At 49.5% G+C, this 23,242-nt stretch carries 17 protein-coding genes; 15 read left to right on the top strand and 2 right to left on the bottom strand.

All coding sequences use genetic code 11. The features are described 5' to 3' along the window. Positions 1–3: 3 nt before the first annotated feature. Positions 4–987 (bottom strand): YVTN family beta-propeller repeat protein, encoded by a 984-nt coding sequence (locus Q8W22_RS00360; protein ID WP_305414841.1) that lies wholly within the window; start codon positions 985–987, stop codon positions 4–6. A gap of 46 nt (positions 988–1,033) precedes the next feature. Then, a complete protein-coding gene (locus Q8W22_RS00355; RefSeq protein ID WP_305414842.1) occupies positions 1,034–2,206 on the bottom strand; it encodes an ABC transporter substrate-binding protein in 1,173 nt (390 codons plus the stop codon). 634 nt (positions 2,207–2,840) lie between these two features. Here Q8W22_RS00355 and pedF point away from each other — a divergent pair. From pedF to pqqC, 15 genes are all read left to right on the top strand, one after another. After that, entirely contained in the window at positions 2,841–3,269 is a 429-nt protein-coding gene (gene pedF / locus Q8W22_RS00350; RefSeq protein ID WP_303434003.1) for a cytochrome c-550 PedF, read from the top strand. Between the two features lie 4 nt (positions 3,270–3,273). Beyond that, positions 3,274–4,236, top strand: a complete 963-nt coding sequence (locus Q8W22_RS00345; RefSeq protein WP_305451317.1) for a transporter substrate-binding domain-containing protein — start codon at positions 3,274–3,276, stop codon at positions 4,234–4,236. A 269-nt stretch (positions 4,237–4,505) separates the two neighbouring features. Further along, positions 4,506–6,509, top strand: a complete 2,004-nt coding sequence (locus Q8W22_RS00340) for an ATP-dependent DNA helicase RecQ (RefSeq protein WP_305451316.1) — start codon at positions 4,506–4,508, stop codon at positions 6,507–6,509. A 320-nt stretch (positions 6,510–6,829) separates the two neighbouring features. Further along, positions 6,830–7,153, top strand: a complete 324-nt coding sequence (locus Q8W22_RS00335) for a helix-turn-helix transcriptional regulator (protein ID WP_305451315.1) — start codon at positions 6,830–6,832, stop codon at positions 7,151–7,153. Beyond that, a complete protein-coding gene (locus Q8W22_RS00330; RefSeq protein ID WP_303433998.1) occupies positions 7,147–8,466 on the top strand; it encodes a type II toxin-antitoxin system HipA family toxin in 1,320 nt (439 codons plus the stop codon). The genes Q8W22_RS00335 and Q8W22_RS00330 overlap by 7 nt, the downstream gene beginning before the upstream one ends. A 180-nt stretch (positions 8,467–8,646) precedes the next feature. Further along, positions 8,647–11,025 (top strand): class I SAM-dependent DNA methyltransferase, encoded by a 2,379-nt coding sequence (locus Q8W22_RS00325; protein ID WP_305451314.1) that lies wholly within the window; start codon positions 8,647–8,649, stop codon positions 11,023–11,025. Continuing rightward, a complete protein-coding gene (locus Q8W22_RS00320; RefSeq protein ID WP_305451313.1) occupies positions 11,025–12,398 on the top strand; it encodes a restriction endonuclease subunit S in 1,374 nt (457 codons plus the stop codon). The genes Q8W22_RS00325 and Q8W22_RS00320 overlap by 1 nt, the downstream gene beginning before the upstream one ends. A 101-nt stretch (positions 12,399–12,499) precedes the next feature. Continuing rightward, the gene (locus Q8W22_RS00315; RefSeq protein ID WP_305451312.1) at positions 12,500–13,366 is read left to right on the top strand and encodes a DUF5655 domain-containing protein; all 867 of its coding nucleotides are present in this window, start codon (positions 12,500–12,502) and stop codon (positions 13,364–13,366) included. Positions 13,367–13,485: 119 nt separating this feature from the next. Further along, entirely contained in the window at positions 13,486–13,701 is a 216-nt protein-coding gene (locus Q8W22_RS00310; RefSeq protein WP_305414853.1) for a hypothetical protein, read from the top strand. Further along, the gene (locus Q8W22_RS00305; protein WP_305451311.1) at positions 13,698–15,353 is read left to right on the top strand and encodes a DUF262 domain-containing protein; all 1,656 of its coding nucleotides are present in this window, start codon (positions 13,698–13,700) and stop codon (positions 15,351–15,353) included. The genes Q8W22_RS00310 and Q8W22_RS00305 overlap by 4 nt, the downstream gene beginning before the upstream one ends. Then, positions 15,346–17,427: a DUF262 domain-containing protein gene (locus Q8W22_RS00300; RefSeq protein WP_305451310.1), complete on the top strand. Its 2,082-nt coding sequence runs from the start codon at positions 15,346–15,348 to the stop codon at positions 17,425–17,427. The genes Q8W22_RS00305 and Q8W22_RS00300 overlap by 8 nt, the downstream gene beginning before the upstream one ends. Positions 17,428–17,463: 36 nt before the next feature. Then, complete coding sequence (locus Q8W22_RS00295) at positions 17,464–20,715, top strand: type I restriction endonuclease subunit R (RefSeq protein WP_305451309.1); 3,252 nt, start codon at positions 17,464–17,466, stop codon at positions 20,713–20,715. Between the two features lie 365 nt (positions 20,716–21,080). Further along, the gene (gene pqqA / locus Q8W22_RS00290) at positions 21,081–21,152 is read left to right on the top strand and encodes a pyrroloquinoline quinone precursor peptide PqqA (RefSeq protein WP_283171941.1); all 72 of its coding nucleotides are present in this window, start codon (positions 21,081–21,083) and stop codon (positions 21,150–21,152) included. Between the two features lie 211 nt (positions 21,153–21,363). Next, positions 21,364–22,278 (top strand): pyrroloquinoline quinone biosynthesis protein PqqB, encoded by a 915-nt coding sequence (gene pqqB / locus Q8W22_RS00285; protein ID WP_305451308.1) that lies wholly within the window; start codon positions 21,364–21,366, stop codon positions 22,276–22,278. 182 nt (positions 22,279–22,460) lie between these two features. Continuing rightward, a complete protein-coding gene (pqqC, locus tag Q8W22_RS00280; RefSeq protein ID WP_305451307.1) occupies positions 22,461–23,240 on the top strand; it encodes a pyrroloquinoline-quinone synthase PqqC in 780 nt (259 codons plus the stop codon). The last annotated feature ends 2 nt before the right edge of the window (positions 23,241–23,242 follow it).

Below are 23,242 nucleotides of genomic sequence, written 5' to 3'. Positions count from 1 at the left end.
AACTCAGTCTGGCTTGATGGCCAGCCCCCAGGGGTAGCGTCCTACCTTGATGGATTTGGTGACCTTCATCCGTTCGATATCAATCACCGAGACATCGCCACTGATACCGTTGGTCGTGAGCAGGAATTTTTCATCGGGCGTCAGTGCCATATGCCAGACCCGGCGGCCGACCAGCAAATAGTCGAGCACTTCCCAGGTGTTGGCATCCACCACCGCGACATGATTGGCCGGGCCGAGGGCAACAAAGGCATAACGGCCGTCAGAGGTCAGCTTGACGCCAACGGGCTGCACCTTGTCACGATGAATCCCGCGGATATTGAAGCGGATCTTGTGGAGCTCTTCCTTACTGGCAACATCGATCACCGATACCGTGCCACCAATCTCGGCACTGGCCCAGAGGCGGTTGCCATCCTTGCTGAACTGGACATAACGGGGGCGCTGGTCGACCTTGGTATTGTGTATCAGTTGGTTGGTACTGGTATCGATCCAGTGCAGCATGCTGGTGGTTTCGGAGGTATTGACCACCAACTTGCCATCCGGGCTGACGGCCATGCCCTCCGGCTCAACACCGACATCAATCTGGCCGGTGACCAGATGGGTTAACGGGTTCACCACAGTCACCAGAGCACTGTCTTCGTTGGAGATATACAAGCGGTCGCCATCGGGGTGAAGGGCAAACTGCTCCGGGTCTTCACCGGAAGGCAGACTGGCGACGATACGTTGTGTGGCAACGTCCATCACCTGCACGGTGTCATCGTCACTGGCACAGATATACAGCAACGAATAGTCATGGTTAAAGGTGATACCACGGGGGCGCTGGCCGACCTCGATGGTGTCAACCACGGCAAAACTGTCCAGATCAATAATGGAAAGCGAATTGTCTTTCTCATTGGAAACATAAGCCAGCGCCGCCTGGGCGCTGACCGGCAGCAATAATGGGGTGATCAGTGCTGCAGAGACTAACAGCTGTTTAAAAGGGGAATTCATCCTGTGGCTCCTCGGATTTGGGCAGGTGCAGATAGTGGCGGCCGGTTTAATCAGCTTGATCGACCAGTCGGCACTGGCTCTCGGGCTGGTCAAAACCCAGGGTGTCAAGTTCGGTATAAGGGTGCAGATAACCTTCCTGCGGCGACTGGGATACCAGCGCCCGTGGATGCACCAGCGCAATCGGTTGGCGCAGCTGGCCATTCCAGTGCCGGTAGGTCAGCTTGCGGCCCTTGAAGCCCGCCAGTTCAAACCGGCTACTGAGCAAATGGCTACGAATATCAGTGGCGGAATAAGGAATCTGATGGGACAGGGATTCGCCAATGGAACGAATGGCAGCCCAGGCAGCATAATCCTTGTCGGTCATCCAGCGGCTGGCTTGCCGGTCAAAGCGGCTTTGCAGCTGTGCCGCTCCCCATTGTTCAATAACACGATGCCAGCCCACGGGCTTCAGCCCCTGGGTTCCGGTGACAGGACGTGGGTACCAGGTGTTATAAAGCAGGAATTCGCCAAAATCGCCAACTTCATCGGCCACCACAACCGCATCGTACTCTTTGGTCTGGGTAAATAGTGGCACCTCGGTTTGGGCAGACCGACGCAGGTCAGAATCAAAGGTCCAGTCTTTTGCGGCGACAATTTTGCCCCCAAAACGTTTGGCTGAGCGCCGGACAGCATTGGCGTAGTCCTTGTCTTCCGGACGAGTGCCGCTGATCAGCAACCATTTTTTCAGTTTCTTCCTGATCAGCCACTGGGCCATGGCATCGGTGAGCATGGCGCGGCTGGGCAAAGTGTGCAGCACATTGGCCACACACTGATTGAGACGTAATGAATCGTCGTAACTCCCCACATTAAAAAACAGCAGCTCGGGGTACTGGTTGGCCATCGTTGTCAGGGTCTGGGCCGGAGCATTCACCAGCAACAACTGGATGCCCTGTTGCTGAAAGCGATGGAGTGCGGCCAGGAGTTCAGCCTCATCATAGCTGCGGGCCTGCTCCAGAGAGTAGGCGAGACCAAGAAAGCGGCCACCGGCGTTGTTATCGCTGATACCCAACAACGCCCCTTGCAGGGCATTGTCTTGCGGGTCGGGCAAAACATTGGAAAGCAGCGGTGGGGTCTCGTGCTGCAATTCAAGATAACCAATCTGGATGGATTGGGTATCGGCTGCCGGAGTCGCGGCGTTGACCATCGTGGTGACGGACAGCAGCCAGCAACTGAGCAGCAAGGTTGGTAATCCTGTGGGGGCAGACCTTTGCCCCGATATTAGGCAGGTCAAGCCGGTTGAGCAGACTGACCTGGTTGAGCAGATTGACCAAAGAGAGAGGCAAAAGGCATAAGCCTGATGAAATCGGGCGTTTGTCATAGTATCCCGCCGTTGCAAAATGATTATTGTTGTTATGGTAATAAAGCCCGGATAAAGCCTGATTGTTATCGGCGGGACTGTTATTTCAACGAGATTACGCAACCCGACAAGAGACAGGTATAGGCATTAAGTACCCAACATTTACGCCTCTCGTACTATGTGATGCAGCGCGGGTACTGTTGCCATGCCGCGGCCGTTATTGCCGGAATGGAACCCGGTTTTACCCCAGAGGCTGTTATAACGCCGTCAGATAGCGGCCACGGTTGGATTTTACCGGGTCGTGTCGGTGGTTATCCGGTGATGATTGCAGCACCTTTCCCTTCTGGTTTTATGATGAATGGCAACCCAGTGCCAGCCGCCTCCCCCTGAAGACCGCCGTTATTGGCAATACCCTCCTAGTACCAAGGTACTGAAAATCGGCTACCAAAGTGTTCTGTGGCCCGTTTTTACTCGTACCTAGAATAAGCTCAAAGAAAATAACAAACGGGTACTCATAATGAAAAAATTCAGTTCTGTCCTTCATGGCATCGCATTAGCTGGTTTTATGGCAGCGTCGGGTACTGTCTGGGCGCACGGAGATGTGACACCTCAGGCGATTGACGTCAGTGGTCTTGAGAAGCTTGGCGACGAATGGCGCGAAGAAAACCCATACCGTGGTAATCCACGCGCTATCGAAATTGGCGCATCGGCATACGCTCAGAACTGTGCCCGTTGTCATGGTCTTGATGCCATTTCCGGCGGTATTGCACCGGATCTGCGGATGCTGGAGCCAGGCCTTGATGGCGATGAATGGTTCGTTTATCGGGTACGTAACGGCGCGGTACGTAATGGCGTGCCGTATATGCCGAAAATGGCCGACTTCCTCAGTCAGGAAGGTCTCTGGGCCATCCGGGCATGGCTCGAAACCCGTCCTGCAGACGAGTAATCCCTTGTTTTCCCTGACGGCGAAAGCATCCGGTATGCTGCTGAAACCCGCCTGGTGGCGGGTTTTGCTGCTGGCATGGGTGTTAGCGAGTAGCAATGCCAGTGCCCGCTCTCTGGAAGATGTGCAAGAGAGCGGTGAACTCAGTGTGGCGGTATATCGTGATTTCCCGCCGTACTCCTGGGAAGTGGACGGCAAGGCCATGGGATTTGACGTGGAGATTGCACGGGCACTGGCCAAAGGGCTGGGCGTCAAGCTGCATCTGCATTGGATGATCCCGGATGAAAACCTGGATGACGACCTGCGTAACCATGTCTGGAAAGGCCATTATCTGGCCCGGATCGAAGACGAACCCATGTTACGGCGTGACGTCGCAGATGTGATGCTACGGGCACCGTACGACCGTGAATTTGCCTTCAAGGTCGACCCGGATGGGCGAGTCATCAACGATCTGGTGCATTTCTTTGCCCCTTATCAGCGGGAGCGCTGGGAACTGTTGATCGATCGCCAGCAACTGGCAACGATCGAAAACCTGGCCACCTTTATGTACGACAAGGTGGGTGTCGAAATAGACTCACTGCCGGATTTCTACCTGACCAGCGCCTTTCGCGGCAAAGTCCGTAATAATGTGGTGCACTTCACGACCACCGCTGACGCCATTGCTGCCCTGAAAGAAGGAGAGGTTGCCGGCGTTATGGGCATGAAGTCACAGCTGGAGTGGGGCATGCAACAGCTGGGTGCCAGTCAGGCCGAACGTTACCAACTGGCCGATATACCAATGCCGAATCTGGTGAGTCGTTATTGGGAAGTGGGTATGGCAGTCAAAAACGATCATCGGGCGCTGGGGTATGCGCTGGAAGACGTGGTGACAGCAATGATCAACAGTGGTGACATGACCCGGCTGATGGCGCAATACGGGGTGGAATACCTTAAAACCGAGCAGTATCTGGTGCAGGAACAGGCTGAATAATCAGCCTGATTCGGCTGCCCCGGTGCAGCGTCAGCTTGCCAGCAAGACACCAGCCAGCAAGACACAGCCCCGGCTGATTTACTGGCACCAACAGTGACTGCCAATATATCCGCTGTTCGCAACGGATGTCTTTATCCTTGCCACCTCTATCCTTGCAATCTTTATTCTTGCCATCTTTATTCTCGCCATTGCCATATCCTTGTCATGCCGCTGATGCTTTCCGCTACACTGTTTGGCCTATCCGGATAACGCCAACAGGGAACAGGTTTATGACATCATCCTGGCAGCAGCCACTACAGCACTATTTTGGTTTTGATGCGCTACGTCCTGGTCAGCAGCCGGTGATCGAGGCGATTCTGGCCGGGCGTTCCAGTGCGGCGATTTTTCCGACTGGCTCGGGCAAGTCGCTCTGTTATCAGCTACCAGCCCTGATCTTGCCGCACCTGACCCTGGTGATTTCACCATTGCTGGCCCTGATGCAGGATCAGGTACAGTTTCTGAAATCCCGAGGTATCGCCGCGGCCACCATCGACTCAACCCAGAGCCGCGATGAAGCCCAGGATGTTATGAACGGAGTGCGCAGCGGCACAATCAAAATCCTGATGGTGTCGGTGGAGCGACTGAAAAACGAGCGCTTCCGCCAATTTATAGCCCAGGTGCCGATTTCGTTATTGGTCGTCGACGAAGCACACTGCATCTCCGAGTGGGGGCATAACTTCCGCCCGGACTATCTGAAATTACCCGCTTATTGCCGTGAATTTAACGTGCCACAGGTGCTGCTGTTAACCGCTACAGCGACCCAGGCAGTGATCGAAGACATGCAAACGCATTTTGCCCTGGATGCAGAGGATGTCGTCACAACCGGTTTTCACCGTCCCAACTTACGCCTGTTAGTGCAGCCAACCGCCACCTCCGAACGAGTGGCCCAATGCGCCCTCTGGTTACAGCATCTGGCGCGTAAATCGGCACAAAAACAGCAGGATTTTGCAGCCATCATTTACGTCACCCTGCAACATACCGCAGAAGACGTGGCTCAACAGCTGGCCCGGCAAGTGCCGTTTCCGGTGCGGGCTTACCATGCCGGTTTGAGCCATGAGCAGCGCGACAGCATCCAGCAGCAGTTTATGTCGGGGCAAATACCGGTGATTGTGGCAACCATCGCCTTTGGCATGGGCGTGGACAAAAGCAATATCCGTCAGGTCATGCATTACGACCTGCCCAAATCGATAGAAAATTACAGCCAGGAAATTGGCCGCGCCGGACGTGACGGCAAGGCATCGGACTGTATTATGCTGGCCGATGACAGCGGGCTGACGGTGTTGGAAAACTTCGTTTACGGCGATGGGCCGGAATTACACAGCATTCAACAGGTGATTCAGTCGGTCGCCGGTCAGCTAGAAGCGGGACAGTGGGAGGTCCTGATGACGCCGTTATCCAGTCTCTCGAATATTCGCTTGCTGCCGCTGAAAACCCTGCTGGTCAACCTTGAGATGCGTGGCGTACTGACATCGCAATACAGCTATTTTGCCGAATATCGTTACAAGCTCGAACAGACCGAAACAGCGTTATTAAGCCACTTCAACGGCGAACGCCAGCAGTTTTTGGCCACGGTACTGAATACCAGCAACAAAGGCCGCAGCTGGTACACCCTCAATCTGGATGCTCTGGAACAGTCGTTAGGGGCGCAGGCCAGCAACGGAGACAGACCAACCCGGGTACGGGCATTAAACGCGCTGGAATTCTGTCAGGAAAGAGGCTGGTTACAGCTCGAAAGCAAACAAATGACGGATGTGTACCGGGTGAATGAACAGGCACTCGCCGAGCCTGGCCTGGCAGAATCCCTGTATCAGCATTTTTTGCAGAAGCAGGCCAACGAGATCAACCGCATCCACAATATGCTCAACCTGTTTCGTCAGCCTGATTGCGTATCGCGGCGGCTGGCCGCCTACTTTGGTGAACGGATGCCGCAAGACTGCGGTATCTGCTCCGTCTGCCGGGGGCAGTTTAAAGAGTGGCTACCAACCCGGAGTGGTGCGTCATTGGCCGCGCTGGATGCAGCAACCCTGGTCGCTCCGTTACAACAGAAAATACAGCAACAGTTTGGCCGGGCCGCATCGCTGGAATTACTGACGCGTTTTTTATGCGGTATCCAGGTGCCCTGGTTATCCAAGGTGCGTGCTCGACAGTTGCCCGGTTTTGGCCAGCTGGAGCATGTGCCATACGCTGAAGTATCTCGCTGGCTGGAATCTGCCCGAGTCGTGCCGGAGATATAGAAAATATTGAACTGCACCGCTTTGTGTTGATGGCAGCTATATTCACCAGCCACCCAGCCCCCAGGTTTCTGTTATCCAGCCCCTGTTAAACAGACTACAAGCAAAGTATGAGCAGAATACAAGCAAAGTACGAATAAAGTACAAACAAAGTGCAAGAAAAGTACAAAGTCCCTGAAAAGTTACTTTAGGTGATAAAAACCCAGTTAATGCAACCAATCAAGCACATTAAAAGATATATTTGACAGGTTTTTTATAAAGTCCTAAATTAAGAACATTAAGCAAATAAACCAGATTTAAAGTAACCAAAACGGGACTTTGAAATGAAAGTCGAGACCGCTACAGCACTGGCAGAAGAGATCGGCGACAGGTTGAAGCAAGCCCGACTCAACCGGGACCTCACCCAATCCGAAGTGGCAGCGCTTGCTGGCATAGCCCGCAAAACGGTTCTGAATGCAGAAAAAGGAAAAGTGCAGCTCGATACCATGATCGCGATATTAATGGCACTGGATCTCACAGAACAGATTGATCTCTTCCTCCCTCAGCAAGAAATATCTCCCCTGCAACTGGCCAAACTACACGGCAAAAAAAGGCAGAGAGCCTCTGGCCAACGCAGCAATAAAAATGAGGAAACGCCAGAATGGTAATGGAAGCCATCAGAATAACTTACCAGGACGAATTGGTTGGCGCAGTGAGTTTTAACACTGAAAAGGGGTTCGGCTCATTTGAATACGACCCTGGCTTCGTAAAAAATGGCGTCGAACTGTCCCCAATCAAAATGCCATTATCGGGCCGCATTTATAGCTTTCCTGAGCTGGGTTTCAATACGTTTAAAGGACTGCCCGGATTAATTGCCGATTCATTACCGGATGATTTTGGCAACGCAGTGCTCAACGCATGGGTTGCAGGACAAGGCCATTCACCAAACGAAATTACGCCACTGCAACGCCTTCAATACACAGGAAAGCGAGGCATGGGCGCACTGGAATATGCACCAGCGACACAGCTACGAAGCTTGAATGCGTCACAACAGGTAGAAATCCAATCGCTCGTTGCAATTGCACAGGAAATACTCAACTCACGAAATGATTTTGCCGTAGCACTCAAACAAAATGGCCAGGATGACAGAGAAGCAATGATGTCTTTGTTATCTGTAGGCATGAGTGCAGGAGGAGCAAGACCAAAAGCAGTACTGGCATTTAACAAAGATTTTACTCAGGTTCGCTCTGGCCAAGCCAACGTACCCAACGGTTTTACTCATTACCTGATGAAATTTGATGGCGTGAGTGAGCATAACAAACATCAAGAAACCTTCGGTGATCCATCAGGTTATGGTGCCATGGAGTTTGTTTATTATTTAATGGCCCAAAAATGCGGTGTCGATATGATGCCATGCCGCTTGCTCGATGAAGGCAAGCGACGACACTTCATTACCCAGCGATTTGACCGAATTAACAACAGCAAGGTACACGTACAAACGCTTAACGGCCTTGCCCACGTTGACTATAAAAAACCGGGTTCATTTTCTTACGCCGAATTATTTGGCATAGCCAGACAGCTGAAACTATCCGCTCTTGACGCTGAGCAACTTTTCAAGCGCATGACCTTTAACATCATTGCGAGAAACCATGACGACCACTCAAAAAACGTTGCTTTTATGCTGAAAAAAGACAAATGGTCTCTCGCACCGGCTTATGATTTGGCCTACAGCTACAAACCAGGCAGTCAATGGGTGAACAGCCACTGGATGAGCCTGAATGGTAAAAGAGATCACTTTACACGAAGTGATTTCCATAGCCTGGAAAAACTCAGCCCGATTTTTAACAAAAGAAAAATCGACGATATTATTGATACAACCATTGAACACGTATCAACCTGGCGTCAGCTTGCGCAGGAACAGGAAGTACCAAAAACACTGATAGATGAAATACAAGAAAACTTGCGCCTCGATCTTGAGTGATGTTGATCTGCCTGGCCAGCCAGGCAAACGTCATGGCCTTGCGGTAACTCATTTACCCGCAAAATATACCTAACAGCCGTTCTCTATAGTACACTGATTTTCAACCAAAAAGAGGCAGCGGACGCTTCATCTCTTTCCCCGCTGGCTCTGCTAATACGTTTTATAAGGCAAAGCTATTTCATGACTGACTTCTCTCAAACAGCTGCATTTATCTGGTCTGTGGCCGATCTTCTGCGTGGTGATTTCAAACAAAGCCAATACGGGCGGGTAATTCTGCCTTTTACCTTGTTGCGTCGTCTGGAATGCGTACTGGAGGCAGATAAAACAGCGGTTTTGAGCGAATGCGAAAAAGTACAAGGCATGCACCTGCCCGCGGAAGCCACGGAGAAACTGATTCTGCGGGCAACCAGCCAAAACTTCTTTAACACATCCCCCATGTCGCTCGATAAACTGGGTGAAACAGGCATTAAAGACAACCTCGAAAACTATGTTCAATGCTTTTCCAAAGATGCCCGGGAGATTTTTGAATACTTCAAGTTTGATGAGTTTGTCGGCCTGCTGAGTGATGCCAACCTGCTCTACAAAGTGGTGCAGAAGTTTGCCAATACCGACCTGAGCCCCGACGCCATTTCTAACCACGAAATGGGCCTGGTGTTTGAAGAGCTGATCCGCCGTTTTGCGGAGAGTTCGAATGAAACCGCAGGGGAACACTTTACCCCACGGGATATCGTCCGCCTGACCACCTCACTGGTGTTTATGGAAGATGACGACGCGCTGACGAAAGACGGCATTATCCGCACCATCTATGACCCCACCGCAGGGACAGGCGGCTTCCTGTCGAGTGGTATGGAATATGTGCATGAGCTCAATGCCAATGCGGTCATGCGTGCCTTTGGGCAAGAGTTGAACCCCGAGTCTTACGCTATCTGTAAAGCGGATATGCTGATTAAAGGGCAGGATGTTAGCCGTATTAAACTGGGCAACACGCTGTCAAACGATCAACTCTACGCCGATAAATTCGACTACATGCTGTCTAATCCACCGTTTGGAGTGGACTGGAAAAAGGTCGAGGGCGACATTAAGGATGAACATACCCTGAAGGGCTATGATGGCCGTTTTGGGCCTGGGCTGCCACGGGTGTCGGATGGCTCGCTGCTGTTTCTGCTGCACCTGATCAGCAAGCTGCGCGATACCTCGATAAACGAGTCAGGTGTTGCTGAAGGCGGTGGCCGTATCGGCATTATCCTCAACGGCTCGCCTTTGTTTACCGGCGGCGCAGGAAGCGGAGAGAGCGAGATTCGCCGTTATATCCTCGAAGCCGACCTGCTGGAAGCAATTATCGCCTTGCCGAATGATATGTTCTACAACACCGGCATCGCGACGTATGTTTGGGTACTGTCGAACAAGAAATCAGCCGAACGCAAAGGCAAGGTACAGCTGATTAACGCCGTTAACCTCTGCGGCAAGATGCGTAAATCGCTAGGCTCCAAACGTAACGAGATGAGCGCAGACGATATCCGCATGATCACCCGCTGTTTTGGTGGTTTTGAAGCCATCGACAACCAGTCGCTGGATAAACCTGCCGAGCAAAAAAGCAGCCGGGGTCGCCAAGCGGCCAACCCCAAACCAGAAACAGCCAAAACCTTCGCCAGTAAAATATTTAATACCACCGATTTTGGTTATCGCCGTATTACCATCGAGCGGCCATTACGGTTATCCGTACAGCTCAGTGATGAACGCCTGGAAGCACTGCGTTTTGCCCCCAAACCCTTTAATGCGCCGATGCAGTGGATCTGGCAGGCCTATGGTGGCGACTGGGATGAGACGAATTACGGCCAGCTTGCCGACGTTGTGATCGAAATCAGGGCCGAACTCAAGGCCAGCTACCCTGAACTGAAAGAGAAGCAGATCAAGGAGCTGCTGGATAGCAAACTCTGGTTGAGCCAACAAGCCCTGCTGGATAAAGGCCATCAGCTACAAGCGGCATTGGGCGCATCAATGGGGTCAGACAGGATTATTGACCAACCCTGCGATGACTTTAACCACTTTGAAGATGCGCTGAAACTCGCCATCAGGCAGACCGGCATCAAGCTGGATGTCAAAGAGAAGAAACAACTGCTGGATGCCATTAGCTGGAAAAACCCAGCGGCACAACCCGTTATCAAGAAAGTGCTGAAAGGGTCGGCTCAGGCCAGCCTTCAGGGTAAAAAGTACGGTGCATTTGAAACAACCGTTAATGGCAAACCCGCGGTGGTGGAATACCAGCCTGATGGCGACTTGCGGGATAACGAAAACGTCCCCCTCGATCCGTCACAACCCACCGAAACCCTGATCGAAAGCTACTTCGACCGTGAAGTGGCCCCCCATGTGCCCGATGCCTGGATCGATGCCAATAAGCGGGATACCAAAGATGAAGAGATCGGTATTGTCGGCTATGAGATCCCCTTTAATCGGCATTTTTATGTCTATCAGCCACCGCGCAGCCTGGAAGAGATTGATGCCGAGTTGGATAAGGTAAGTGCAGAGATTATGGAGCTGCTGCGGGAGGTTCATTCGTGATGTCCAGTAAGTACCAAACTTATCCTGAGTATAAAGACTCTGGTACTCAGTGGCTCAGAGATATACCTTCAGGGTGGGATGTTTACGATGGAAAGCGCCTTTTTAAAAATCGCCGTGAATTATCTTTAGTTTCTGATGAGCAATTAGCTGCAAGTCAACAACACGGTGTTATACCTCAATCGCTTATGATGAAATTAAATGATTCAAAAGTGATGTTGGCATTAAAAGGTACAAATTCATTTCGTCATGTTGAAAAAAATGACTTTGTTATTAGTTTAAGAAGTTTTGAGGGGGGAATAGAACATAGTAATTATGTTGGCTGTGTATCACCAGCATATACAGTGCTATCTGCTATTAAAGAAGTTGAACCAAGCTTTTATCGTTACCTGTTTAAGAGTAAGCCTTATATAGCAGCTTTACAGGCTACTACTGACAGTTTGAGAGATGGAAAATCAATTACTTTTGATCAATTCGGGGCTATTTCACTTGTTCTTCCTAATGTCAGTGAGCAACAACAAATCGCCAACTTCCTCGACCACGAAACCGCCAAGATCGACACCCTGATCGACAAGCAACAGCAACTGATCAAACTGCTGAAAGAGAAGCGTCAGGCGGTGATCAGCCATGCTGTCACCAAAGGCCTAAACCCCGACGCCCCGATGAAAGATTCAGGTGTTGAGTGGTTGGGCGAAGTGCCAGAGCATTGGGAATCAAGGCTACTGAAAGGCTATATAGAAACCAGAAAAGGTGTCGCTTTTAAATCAAGTGACTTCTGCGATGAAGGTGTTCTTGTCGCTAAAGCTAGTGATATAAAAAACCTCACTATACGTGATCCAGAAATATCTTTGCCGATAGGTTATATTTCCAAGTACCCAAAAGCTATTCTAAAAGCTTCAGAGATTGTTTTGAGTACTGTAGGGAGCACACCAGATGTGAAAAATAGCGCAGTTGGCCAAATTGGAAAAGTTCCTAATTCATTAGCAGGGTGTCTTTTAAATCAAAATACAGTTGTCTTCGACTGTACTGATAATCGACTTGAGAATGGTTACTTATTTTTATTACTTCAAACCAGTCGCTATCGTGATCATTTAGATCTGCATGCGCATGGTACAGCGAATCAAGCTAGCCTAAATATTTCAGATATGTTGAGTTTTACTGCAACAATACCCCCGCTAAAGGAGCAAGTTAGTATTACTGAAGAAGTAAATAAAAAACTTGATTCGTTAGCAGTGCTCCTTAGTAAATCTCAAGAGTCTCAAGAATTACTAAAAGAACGCCGCACAGCCTTAATCTCTGCCGCTGTCACAGGAAAAATAGACGTTCGCAACTGGCAGCCCAAAAAATCCAAATCCAGCATGGAAGCGACCGCATGAGCGATATCAAACTTTTCTCAATCAATGCCGATAGCGTTGATGAACTCTCAGGCCATAGCGCACTGCTGGAAAAAGATCTGCAAAACCTGATCGAAGGCCAATTGGAAACCTTTTTGGGGGTGCGTTTTCTCGCCAGTGAATACAGCACAGGCAAAACACACAAAGGTCGAATCGATTCATTGGGGTTAGATGAAAACAACTGTCCCGTGATCATCGAATATAAACGCCATAGTAATGAGAACGTGATTAATCAGGGATTGTTCTACCTCGATTGGTTGCTGGATCATCAGGCGGAATTCCAGCTGTTGGTGATGAAACAGCTGGATAAAGAGCTAACCGAATCCATCGAGTGGGGCGGCACTCGGCTGATCTGTATCGCCGCCGATTTCAACCGTTATGATGAACATGCGGTACAGCAGATCAATCGTAATATCGAACTGATGCGCTATCGCTATTTTGGTAATGATCTGCTGTTACTGGAATTGGTTAATGCCCAAACCGTTGAGACCAGTGCCCCTAAAAAGATTACGCAAAGCAGCACAACCAAATCAGCAGCAGGTGGCAAAAGCAAGTCGGCAGATAAAACTCATGAAGAGCGACTGGCTGAATCATCCCCCGAGCTTATCAGCCTGTACAATCAGGTCTGTGAATACGCGAGCGGCCTTGGTGATGAAGTGCAGCGAAAAGAGCTTAAACTCTACACCGCCTTTAAGCGGATTAAGAACTTCGTCAGTGTTCTTGTGTTGCCGCAGAATAAAGACCCCAGAATCCAGTTATTCCTCAAGCTACCACCTACTGATGATCTATTAAATCTTAACCCAACAGGCAAACCACATGATCCTGAGTTTATACGGGATGTATCGAATATTGGCCATTGGGGTACAGGAAATATTGAGCTGAATCTGCGTAGCACCGCTGAACTCGACACAGCCTTTGAATTGATTTCACAAAGTTATCAGGCCAACTGAGTTTAAGAAAGCGAGCCCGTTACCGTTTGTGTCATAGCGCATCTAACCCGTGCGCTGGCAATGGATAGATATGTTTTTTATGATGCATGAATACAACGTCCGTAGGGATACAAAACCAGATGAGCAGTGCCAAGGAAGTTTATTTTCAAAACGACATCATCAAACAGCTAATCGCTAACGGCTGGTTGCTTGGTCAGCCCTCTGGCTATAACCGCAAGCTGGCGCTGTATGAAGAGGACTTGCTCGGTTTTGATGACAGGTTTCAGTACAGCCTATCGATCTTGACCGTGCTCATTAGGGCTGTATTTCATCAGACCATGATGGTTAAAGCATGAATATAACGACTCATATAGATAATCCAACCGATGTTTATGTTAATAAGCAGACGTTGGCACAGTTACTCCAGCTTAATTTGATACTGCCTCCGTATCAGCGGCGTTACTGCTGGGGTGAGCCACAAGTAGCGGCACTGTTAGGGGATATTGATAGCTTATTGCGAGACAAAGGGGGAGAGGAGGCGCAGTATCAAGTGCCGCTCTTTTTAGGCACAGTGATTTTGCACCAGGAGGGTGACGTTAAACTACGTAATAACTTAGTGGATGGCCAACAGCGGGCACTAACTCTGAGTTTATTGCTCATTGCGCTGCATCGTTATAACAACCGATTAAACAACGGCATTGATGTTTATCAGTTAGCGGGCATCGAGCAGCCTGGTTTATTAAACGCTAGGTTTAGCCACAATCAGGCGCAGCAGCAATTGGCACTTAATTTTAAACAGATAGAGCAGCATATTAACAATGCCGCTTGGGCGAACAATCAAGAAAAGCTAGCCCAGATGCTCGCAGGTATTGAATGCGTGGTGATCACGATTCACTCCATCGATCAGGCGTTTGCTTTTTTTGATAGTCAAAATAGCTCAGGCAAACGTTTATCTGAGTTTGATCTGCTTAAAGCACGTCACCTGCGTGGCATTGTTTCTCACCCATCCGTAGGCATTGGTTGCTCTCGTATTTGGGAAGAGTATGAATTACTCAAGCTTAACAGCTGTCGTAACTATTCCGTCGCTTACTATTTGACCAAGCAATTATTGGGATACACACGCCAGCGGCAACGGGGCAAACCCGTGGATACGTTACAACTAGACGCTGAATACCCTGTATCTACGCAATCGATCACGTCATCTGCAACACATCAGCACACGCCGACAGTAGTCTTGTCTGGGCTGACTAACTCGCCTTTTTGTCGTGATTGGCAGGTTGAGTATAATGCGGAGAAAAGAGACAGTTTTCCCTTTACATTTACCCATCAATTGTCGCTGCATGGGGAGAAAATTTCCCATGATGTAGAGGATGTGAGCCTACTGCCTTTACAGTTAAATCAGCCATTGATTGGCGGTGAGCAGTTTTTCATTTTTATTGCCAAATATGTGGCACTGTATAAGCAGTTATTTGCTTCTGACATCAATACTCAATCTGCAACTGACAACGGGGAGGTGGTTAGCATGCAAGAGCGTTATTTGCAGCTACATCGCGGGCTTGAAGCCAGGCAAGGTTTAGGCTATCCCCGTTTGATTCAAGTGTGGCAATCATTAGTTATTTTTTATGTGGACCGATTTGGGCAGGATAAGAATTTAGACACCTTTGTACAATTGAGTGATCAATATGTGTTTAGTTTACGCATTGCTATGGCTCGATTGTCTCGCGTTTCGATTGAAAAGTCGTTACGCAGTGATGAACTGTTTTTAATATTTGCTCAATTGGCAACCTCGTCTCAAGCGATTAATTTGCTACGAAAGCTTATTGAAAAACGATCGACTGATAAGGTGTTAAACGAACGCTTAATGGAAGGAATTAAAGGCATAAGTGCAAACTACATCAAGCTGTTTTATTGGCATGAAGATAAAAGCAGTGATGCACTTCGTTACCCTGATAACGGGTTAACCCGCTTACTGTTGAAACATAAAAAGAGGAAGTCGCCGAGTGAATAATCCCGTCACTGAGCAGCCTGCTTCGCTTACAACAGCTAAATTCAGCCCTAAGGTTATGGTGAGTGGGCATGGTTGTCTAGCGGCTGAGCTATCGGATATACCCTTTTTGATTCCTATCTACCAGCGTTTATATAGTTGGGAAACTGAGCACGTACAGGGCTTGTTGGATGATTTATGGGATGCCTTTCGATACGGTGTGCCTCTGAATCAACAAAAAGAGTATTTTATAGGTGCCTTAGTCGTCACCCGTGAGACGGTTGAAGGTCAAGTGCTGTTAGAACTGATTGATGGCCAACAACGTTTAACAACATTATGGCTGTTGGCATCAGTGCTGGTCACTAAATCTGAACTCGAACTGGAAAGGCGCTCACAATGGCAGCAATTTATTGCCTTGGCTCAGCAGTCCCGATTAGTATTCTCTGGGCGAGAAGCGGATATAAAATCGTTTAACACCTTCATACAAAATGTTGGGCAAGATAAGGAAGGGCGTTATAGCGCCAATAATCAACAGTGGTTAAGCAATACGGCTATGATTAATGCCCGCACTGTGATTGCTAATTTTTTCTCTGCTAGAGCTAACGATTGGAATCATGACAGGTTGCAGGCCTTTAGTGATTATATTTGGGCAAAGGCGACCTTCGTTATTACGCAGCTTGATACTCATACGGATAAGGAGCGCTTTTTCGATACCATGAATAGCCGGGGAATCCAGCTAGAAAAACATGAAATATTGAAGGCGCTAATGCTGACCGGTTTAAATGATGACGAACGGGTCGCTTACGCACGGGTGTGGGATTTATGTGCAGATATTCATGGTTACTTACCCAGTGAACTACAAACCGCAGTGAACTTTGGCTTTGCTCCGCTACATAACATGGAAAAAAACGACCTGTTTTCTGCGTGTAAAATAGTAGAAGTTGCGGACAATAGGGATGCGCTCACGGGGGATTTGAGTTTAGAGGCTATTTTAGCTCCTGAGTTTTCATTATCTGTGGTGGTTGATACGCAACAAAGTGCGCCCCCTGCGGTTAAAAGTCCCGTGTCTTTTCCTGTTTTTTTATTGCATGTATTGAGTATTTTCCTTAAAGAAAATTCAGACTTGCCGGTTAAACAGAAAACAGTTTCGCTTGACGGTAAAAAGCTAATCGAAACATTTAAACCCGTGTTTGAAAACAGTGATAAAAGCCTACGGGTGGCTTTTATCGAGTGTTTACTGAAATGCAGGCTATTGCTGGATAACTTTATTATCAAAGGTCATACGGATACTGCTAATGCCTATGCTGATTGGAAAATTTCGTCACGGTTAGCAGATCCCTGTAGAAAGTCGCCGGCTAAGTTTACCGGAGAGGTATGGAAATCTATCCAAATGTTGCAATCGATGATGCATTTTAGTCCGATGAATGGCGGCCAACGGACAACATGGCTATCCCCTGTACTCAGCGCGTTAATCGCTCAACAAAATGCGCCCGGTACTGATGCATTTGCGCAGAGCTTTTTAGCGACCTTGCAGCTGCATGATAAGGCCTATGCCAACTCCATATTAAATGGTCAATCCTTAAGCAGTGCATTGGGGGCAAGTGAGGGGAACGCGCTGGGAACTCAGGTTCATCATTATTGGTTTTATAAGTTAGAATACTGTTTATGGCAGCTATGGTATAACTCATCCGCAGGCGATAAGAGTACTCTCTGCCCTAAACCGGACAACCTTTCAGCCCCGCAATTGACCTTTCGTATGCGCTCGGTAAACTCGGTTGAACATATTAGTCCGCAAAGCCAGAATAATGGCGAAGTCGATGCGGCTATGCTTGATCGCTTTGGCAATCTTGCTTTAATTTCGATCAGCGAAAACTCAACCTATAGTGATGCCGACCCTCTGACCAAAAGAGGGATTTTTGTGTCTCACTTGAAAAAGGGGTTAATTCAATCATTAAAGTTAGCGCATATTTTTTCTACATTTGAGACTGATTCCTCCGATTGGACAAATGAGGCTATGGCGCAACATGAACAAAAGATGCTCGATGTATTAACAGCGTTTCATGACGAAGGTTCGGCGTTCAATAACAGCACGCTATAGGTTTTAAGTAATTACTCTGTAAGGGATTATCGGGATATGGGTAAAGCTAACGAGTCAACTTTTCAAAACGACATCATCAAACAGCTAATCGCTAACGGCTGGTTGCTTGGTCAGCCCTCGGGCTATAACCGCAAGCTGGCGCTGTATGAAGAGGACTTGCTCGGTTTTGTACAAGAGACTCAGCCAGAACAATGGCAAAAATACGGCAAACTCTATCCGCAAAACCCTGAACAACACTTTTTGGAACGGGTGGCTGCTCAGTTATCCAAGGCAGACCCGAATGCCGCCAGCAAGGATCTGCGCACCTTTGGCACGCTGGGTGTGCTGCGTAATGAGCTGAAAGATCGCGGCACTCGTTTCCGTCTCTGTCAGTTCAGGCCGGATCATAATCTCAACCCAGATACCTTGGTGCGCTACCAGAAGAACCGTCTGCGGGTGGTGCCTGAATTGGTGTATAGCCCTTATGCCACCGAGGCGCATCTGGCTGAAACAGGCAAACAGGCCAAAAAATGGCGCATCGACCTGGTGTTGTTTCTTAATGGTTTGCCTGTCGCCACGCTGGAACTGAAATCCGAGTTCAAGCAGGCGGTTAATAATGCGATCAAGCAATACAAACTGACCCGCCTGCCGAAAGACCCCATCACGAATAAACCTGAACCACTGCTTACCTTTAAACGCGGCGCGTTGGTGCATTTTGCGGTCAGCCAATACGAAGTGTATATGGCGACAAAACTGGAAGGAGAGAACACTTTCTTCCTGCCGTTCAACAAAGGCACTGCCGAGGGTGCGGCGGGTAATGATGTTCCTGCTGATCCGAATGAATATGCCACGGCTTATCTGTGGCATGAGGTGCTGGCTCCCGATAATCTGCTGAAAATTCTGGCGAAGTTTGTTCATCTGCAAATCGAAGATAAAGAAGACTGGCAGGGTAAAAAGAGCAAGAAAGAAACCATGATCTTCCCCCGTTATCATCAGTGGGATGTCGTTAATAAACTGGTCGGGGATGCTCGTGACAATGGCCCTGGCCATAAATACCTGGTGCAGCATAGTGCCGGCTCGGGTAAATCAAACTCTATCGCCTGGACCGCTCACCAACTCGCCTCACTGTATGATGCCAGGGGGGATAAACGCTTTCATTCGGTGATTGTGGTCACCGACCGTACCGTACTCGATGATCAGCTACAGGACACCATCTATCAGTTTGAACATGCCGATGGTGTGGTGGGGCGAATCAATAACAAAGAGGGCCAGGGTTCCAAATCAGAAAAACTGGCCACTGCGCTGGAAAATGCTCAGCCGATTATTATTGTGACTATCCAGACTTTTCCTTTTGTGCTGAAAGCGATTGAGAACAGCGTCAGTCTGAAAACACGTAACTATGCGGTGATTGCCGATGAGGCCCATTCATCCCAGTCAGGCTCGACTGCGCGGCAGCTGAAAGAAGTGTTGATGACCGATTCGACCGATCCGGTTGAGGATGAGTTAACATCAGAAGATATTCTGGACGCTACCATCAGCGCCCGAAAAGGCTCACAAAACCTCAGTTATTTTGCCTTTACCGCCACCCCCAAATCGAAAACCCTGGAACTGTTTGGCCGCTTGCCTGATCCCGATTTGCCGGCTTCATCCACCAATAAGCCTGAGGCTTATCATGTTTACAGTATGCGCCAGGCGATTGAGGAGGGCTTTATCCTCGATGTGCTGAAAAACTATACCAGTTACAAGGTGGCGTATAACCTGGCGGAAAAAGCCCGAGAGCAAGACAAGGAGGTGGATAGCAAACGGGCCAAGGTCAAACTGAACCAATGGGTGCGGTTGCATGATTACAATATTGCGCAAAAAGTGCAGGTGATTATCGAGCACTTTAAAACCAATGTGATGGGGCTGTTGGGCGGCCAGGCAAAAGCGATGGTGGTGACCAGTTCCCGTAAAGAAGCGGTGCGCTACAAATTGGCGTTTGACAAGTATGTGGCCGAAAATAAATACCAGAATATCACTGCGATGGTGGCTTTCTCTGCTGAGGTTGAGTTTAACGAGGATGACCCTAACGCCACTGGGCTTATTGGTGAGAAGTTTACCGAAAACAATATGAATCCCGCGCTCAAAGGGCGTGATATGCGTAAAGCCTTTGATTCTGACGATTATCAGGTGATGCTGGTTGCCAACAAGTTTCAGACAGGGTTTGACCAACCCAAGCTGTGCGCCATGTACGTGGACAAAAAATTGGGTGGTGTTGAATGTGTCCAGACTCTCTCCCGACTGAATCGAACCTATCCGGGCAAAGCCGAATCAGGCACCTTTGTACTGGATTTTTTTAACGATCCCCAGGATATTCTCGACGCCTTTCAGCCCTATTATCAAACCGCTGAACTTACCGATGTTTCTGATCCCAATCTGGTTTATGACCTGTGTGAGAAGCTTAAAGCGCAGGGTGTTTTTACCTGGTGTGAGGTCGAACAGTTTTGTACGGCTTTTTTTGTTCCCAACAAGAGCAATGCGGCCATCAGTAATATCTGTAAACCGGCCGTTGAACGCTGGCAAAAACGTTACGCCTTGGCTATTGATGCCTATAAAACAGCAAAAGAGATGTTTGAGCGCTGCAAGGCGTCTGGTGATGCGGTGCTGATTGCCAATGCGGAAAACAGCTTTAAAGAATGCAAGCAGGAAAAAGACGCACTGGAGATATTCAAGAAAGATCTGGGCAGCTTTGTTCGTTTTTATGAGTTTATGTCACAGATCGTCGATTATGACGATAAAGAGCTGGAAAAACTCAGCCTGTATGCGCGCCACCTTCGGCCCATGTTGCGGGAAAAAGTCAGTGACGATGATGATGTCGATCTGACTAATGTCGCCCTGAGCCATTACCGCCTGTCGAAGATTCGCCAGCAGGATCTCCAGCTGAAAGACGATGCGCCGGATTACACGCTTGACCCCAATACCGATGTTGGTTCTGCCAAAGCCAAAGATAAAAAAGAGGAGCTTTTGTCGGTTATTCTGCAGCGCCTGAACGAGTTGTTTGTTACCGATAACCTGACCGATGATGACATGCTCAACTATGCCCGCACCGTAGCGGACAAGGTGGGTGAAAATGATAGGGTCATGCACCAGATTCGCAACAACTCCTCGGAGCAGGCCTTTCTCGGCGATTTTCCGCAGGCGGTTGATGATGCGGTGATGGACAGCTCTGACGCACATCGGAACCAGATGATGCAGATCCTGAGTAATCCACAAGTGGCCCAAGGGTTTGCACGGGTGGTGTTTGATTTATTGGCGAACCAACAAAAATAGGTGTGCAGGTTCTGCTGGGTTGATAGGGGGCGAGGTTTTGCCCGGGTGTTGGCCAGCGGTTCTTGTGGGGATCTTTAGCATGTCAAAAACCAATACTTTGGGCCTATATTCAGAGCGCTAAAGTAGACTTTTTTCTGTCCGGCAGGTGGCCGACACTGACTCTATCATCAGTAAGGGTCACTGGCCGTTGTGCCGGTGTGCTGCAAGGCTGGTGGTGGCCATCATCGGAATTCCCCATTCAGGGGGTGTACGACCTCCGGTGTGTATCCATAGACCCAAGGTGCTCTGGTGAACACCAAACACCTTTGGGAAGCTGTTCAGGGAGCAGGAATAATCCTGTTTCATAACAATAAGAGGAAACAACTATGTGGACTAAACCAGCCTACAACGACCTGCGTATCGGCTTCGAAGTAACCATGTACTTCAGCCACCGCTAATGTCTGCCGGAGCGGTAACGCTCTGGAAGACGGGAGTTTACTCCTGATTGCCCGAGTACGCTGCGGGCTGAAAGTGCCCGGGGTAGTTGCTATTTCGGGCATTTTTTTCGGGCATTTTTTTCGGGCATTTTTTCGGGCATTTTTAATGCTGCGATAGCCTCGGTAACAATGCGCGGTGCGTTTCTAACAAAAACAATAAACAGGCTTACTCATGAAAATTCATGTTCTCGGCTCTGCTGCCGGTGGCGGTTTCCCGCAGTGGAACTGTAATTGCGTTAACTGCAAGGGTTATCGGGATGGCACGATCAAGGCGACCGCCCGTACCCAGTCTTCTATTTGTGTGTCTGCGGATGGTGAACGCTGGCTGTTATTCAATACGTCGCCGGATATTCGTGCCCAGCTGGCCTCGTTTGCGCCATTACAACCGGCTCGTCAGGATCGCGATACCGGGATTCATGCCATTGTGCTGATGGATGCCCAGATCGATCATTCCACCGGCTTGCTGATGCTGCGGGAAGGTCTGCCGCTCGACGTGTACACCACGGCTCCGGTGCATGAGGATCTGAGCACGGGGTTTCCCTTGTTTACCATGTTGAAAAAATGGAACGGTGGCCCGCGGCATCATGATATTCCGCTGGATGGCCGTTCGTTCTCCATTCCTGGTATGGAAGCTTTGAAAATCACTGCCATGCCGCTTGATAGTAATGCTCCGCCGTATTCTCCCCGCCGTGGTAATCCGATGCCGGGGGATAATATCGGGGTGTTTATTGAGGATACTCTCACCGGCGGCAAGCTGTTTTATGCTCCGGGGTTGGGGGTGATTGAAGATCATCTGTTGCCCTGGATGGCGCAAGCCGACTGTCTGCTGGTGGACGGCACGCTGTGGACGGATGATGAAATGATCAATATGGGTCTGAGTCAGTCGACCGGGCAAATGATGGGGCATCTGGCGCAGTCCGGGGACGGCGGCATGCTGGATGTACTGGCCCAGTACCCGGACAAGCGTAAAGTGCTGATTCATATCAACAACACCAATCCGATCCTGAATGAAGAATCCGCCGAGCGCGCCATTGTTGAGGAACAGGGGGTTGAGATCTCCTGGGACGGTATGGAAATCGACATCTAACTGCTGTTAGCTGTTAAAAGAGCGTGAATCAAAAGAAAAACAGAATATTTACAACAGAACATATAAAAAGAACATTAAAAGAAGAATATCCACCGGCAAGCGGTAAAAATCCGGTGAGTAGGGGAAGCGCAGAACAATAACAATATCCCCAACCAGTAACCTCCCTGAGGTGGAGACATACCATGACAGAACACAGCAACAAGCAGCCCTGGTCCCGCGAAGAATTTGAACAACGCCTGCGTGCCAAAGGGGCGCTTTATCATATTCACCACCCTTATCATCAGGCGATGCATCACGGCGAATGCAACGAAGCGCAAATTCGTGGCTGGGTCGCCAATCGTTTTTATTATCAGATCAATATTCCGGTGAAAGACGCCAATATTCTGGCCAACTGTCGCGACCGGGATGAGCGCCGCATGTGGGTGCAACGGATTCTGGATCACGATGGTTTTGACGGTGCCCATGGCGGGATCGAAGCCTGGTTGATGCTTGGCGAAGCGGTGGGTATTGATCGCGAGACCATGTTGTCGCAAGAGCTGGTGTTGCCGGGTGTCCGTTTTGCGGTGGATGCCTATGTCAATTTTGCCCGGCGGGCCAGCTGGGAAGAAGCGGCCTGTTCTTCGCTGACCGAAATGTTTGCGCCGGAAATCCATCAGTCGCGGCTGGATACCTGGCCACAGAATTACCCCTGGATTGATGCTCAAGGCTTGCAGTATTTCCGGGGGCGGTTGAGCGAAGCCCGCCGTGATGTTGAGCATGGCTTGCGGGTCACGCTGGATCATTTTGTCACTCAGCAGCAGCAGCAGCAGGCGCTGGATATCCTGCAGTTCAAACTCGATATTCTCTGGACCATGCTGGATGCGATGACCATGGCTTACGATTACCAGCGCGCGCCGTATCACAATATCGAAGCCGATGGCATGGGCAATCCGGTGCGTTATCACAAAGGGGCGTACCGATGATC

It is taken from the genome of Oceanobacter sp. 1_MG-2023 (assembly GCF_030689025.1).
Taxonomy (GTDB): Bacteria; Pseudomonadota; Gammaproteobacteria; order Pseudomonadales; family Oceanobacteraceae; genus Oceanobacter.
This window is presented reverse-complemented; position numbering and strand designations above follow the sequence as displayed.

Bases quoted from the DNA above. Each gene is read 5' to 3' on its own strand.
- Q8W22_RS00360 (WP_305414841.1), bottom strand. From the start codon at position 987: ATGAATTCCCCTTTTAAACAGCTGTTAGTCTCTGCAGCACTGATCACC.
- pedF (WP_303434003.1), top strand. From the start codon at position 2,841: ATGAAAAAATTCAGTTCTGTCCTTCATGGCATCGCATTAGCTGGTTTT.
- Q8W22_RS00340 (WP_305451316.1), top strand. From the start codon at position 4,506: ATGACATCATCCTGGCAGCAGCCACTACAGCACTATTTTGGTTTTGAT.
- Q8W22_RS00335 (WP_305451315.1), top strand. From the start codon at position 6,830: ATGAAAGTCGAGACCGCTACAGCACTGGCAGAAGAGATCGGCGACAGG.
- Q8W22_RS00330 (WP_303433998.1), top strand. From the start codon at position 7,147: ATGGTAATGGAAGCCATCAGAATAACTTACCAGGACGAATTGGTTGGC.
- Q8W22_RS00325 (WP_305451314.1), top strand. From the start codon at position 8,647: ATGACTGACTTCTCTCAAACAGCTGCATTTATCTGGTCTGTGGCCGAT.
- Q8W22_RS00320 (WP_305451313.1), top strand. From the start codon at position 11,025: ATGTCCAGTAAGTACCAAACTTATCCTGAGTATAAAGACTCTGGTACT.
- Q8W22_RS00310 (WP_305414853.1), top strand. From the start codon at position 13,486: ATGAGCAGTGCCAAGGAAGTTTATTTTCAAAACGACATCATCAAACAG.
- Q8W22_RS00305 (WP_305451311.1), top strand. From the start codon at position 13,698: ATGAATATAACGACTCATATAGATAATCCAACCGATGTTTATGTTAAT.
- Q8W22_RS00295 (WP_305451309.1), top strand. From the start codon at position 17,464: ATGGGTAAAGCTAACGAGTCAACTTTTCAAAACGACATCATCAAACAG.
- pqqB (WP_305451308.1), top strand. From the start codon at position 21,364: ATGAAAATTCATGTTCTCGGCTCTGCTGCCGGTGGCGGTTTCCCGCAG.
- pqqC (WP_305451307.1), top strand. From the start codon at position 22,461: ATGACAGAACACAGCAACAAGCAGCCCTGGTCCCGCGAAGAATTTGAA.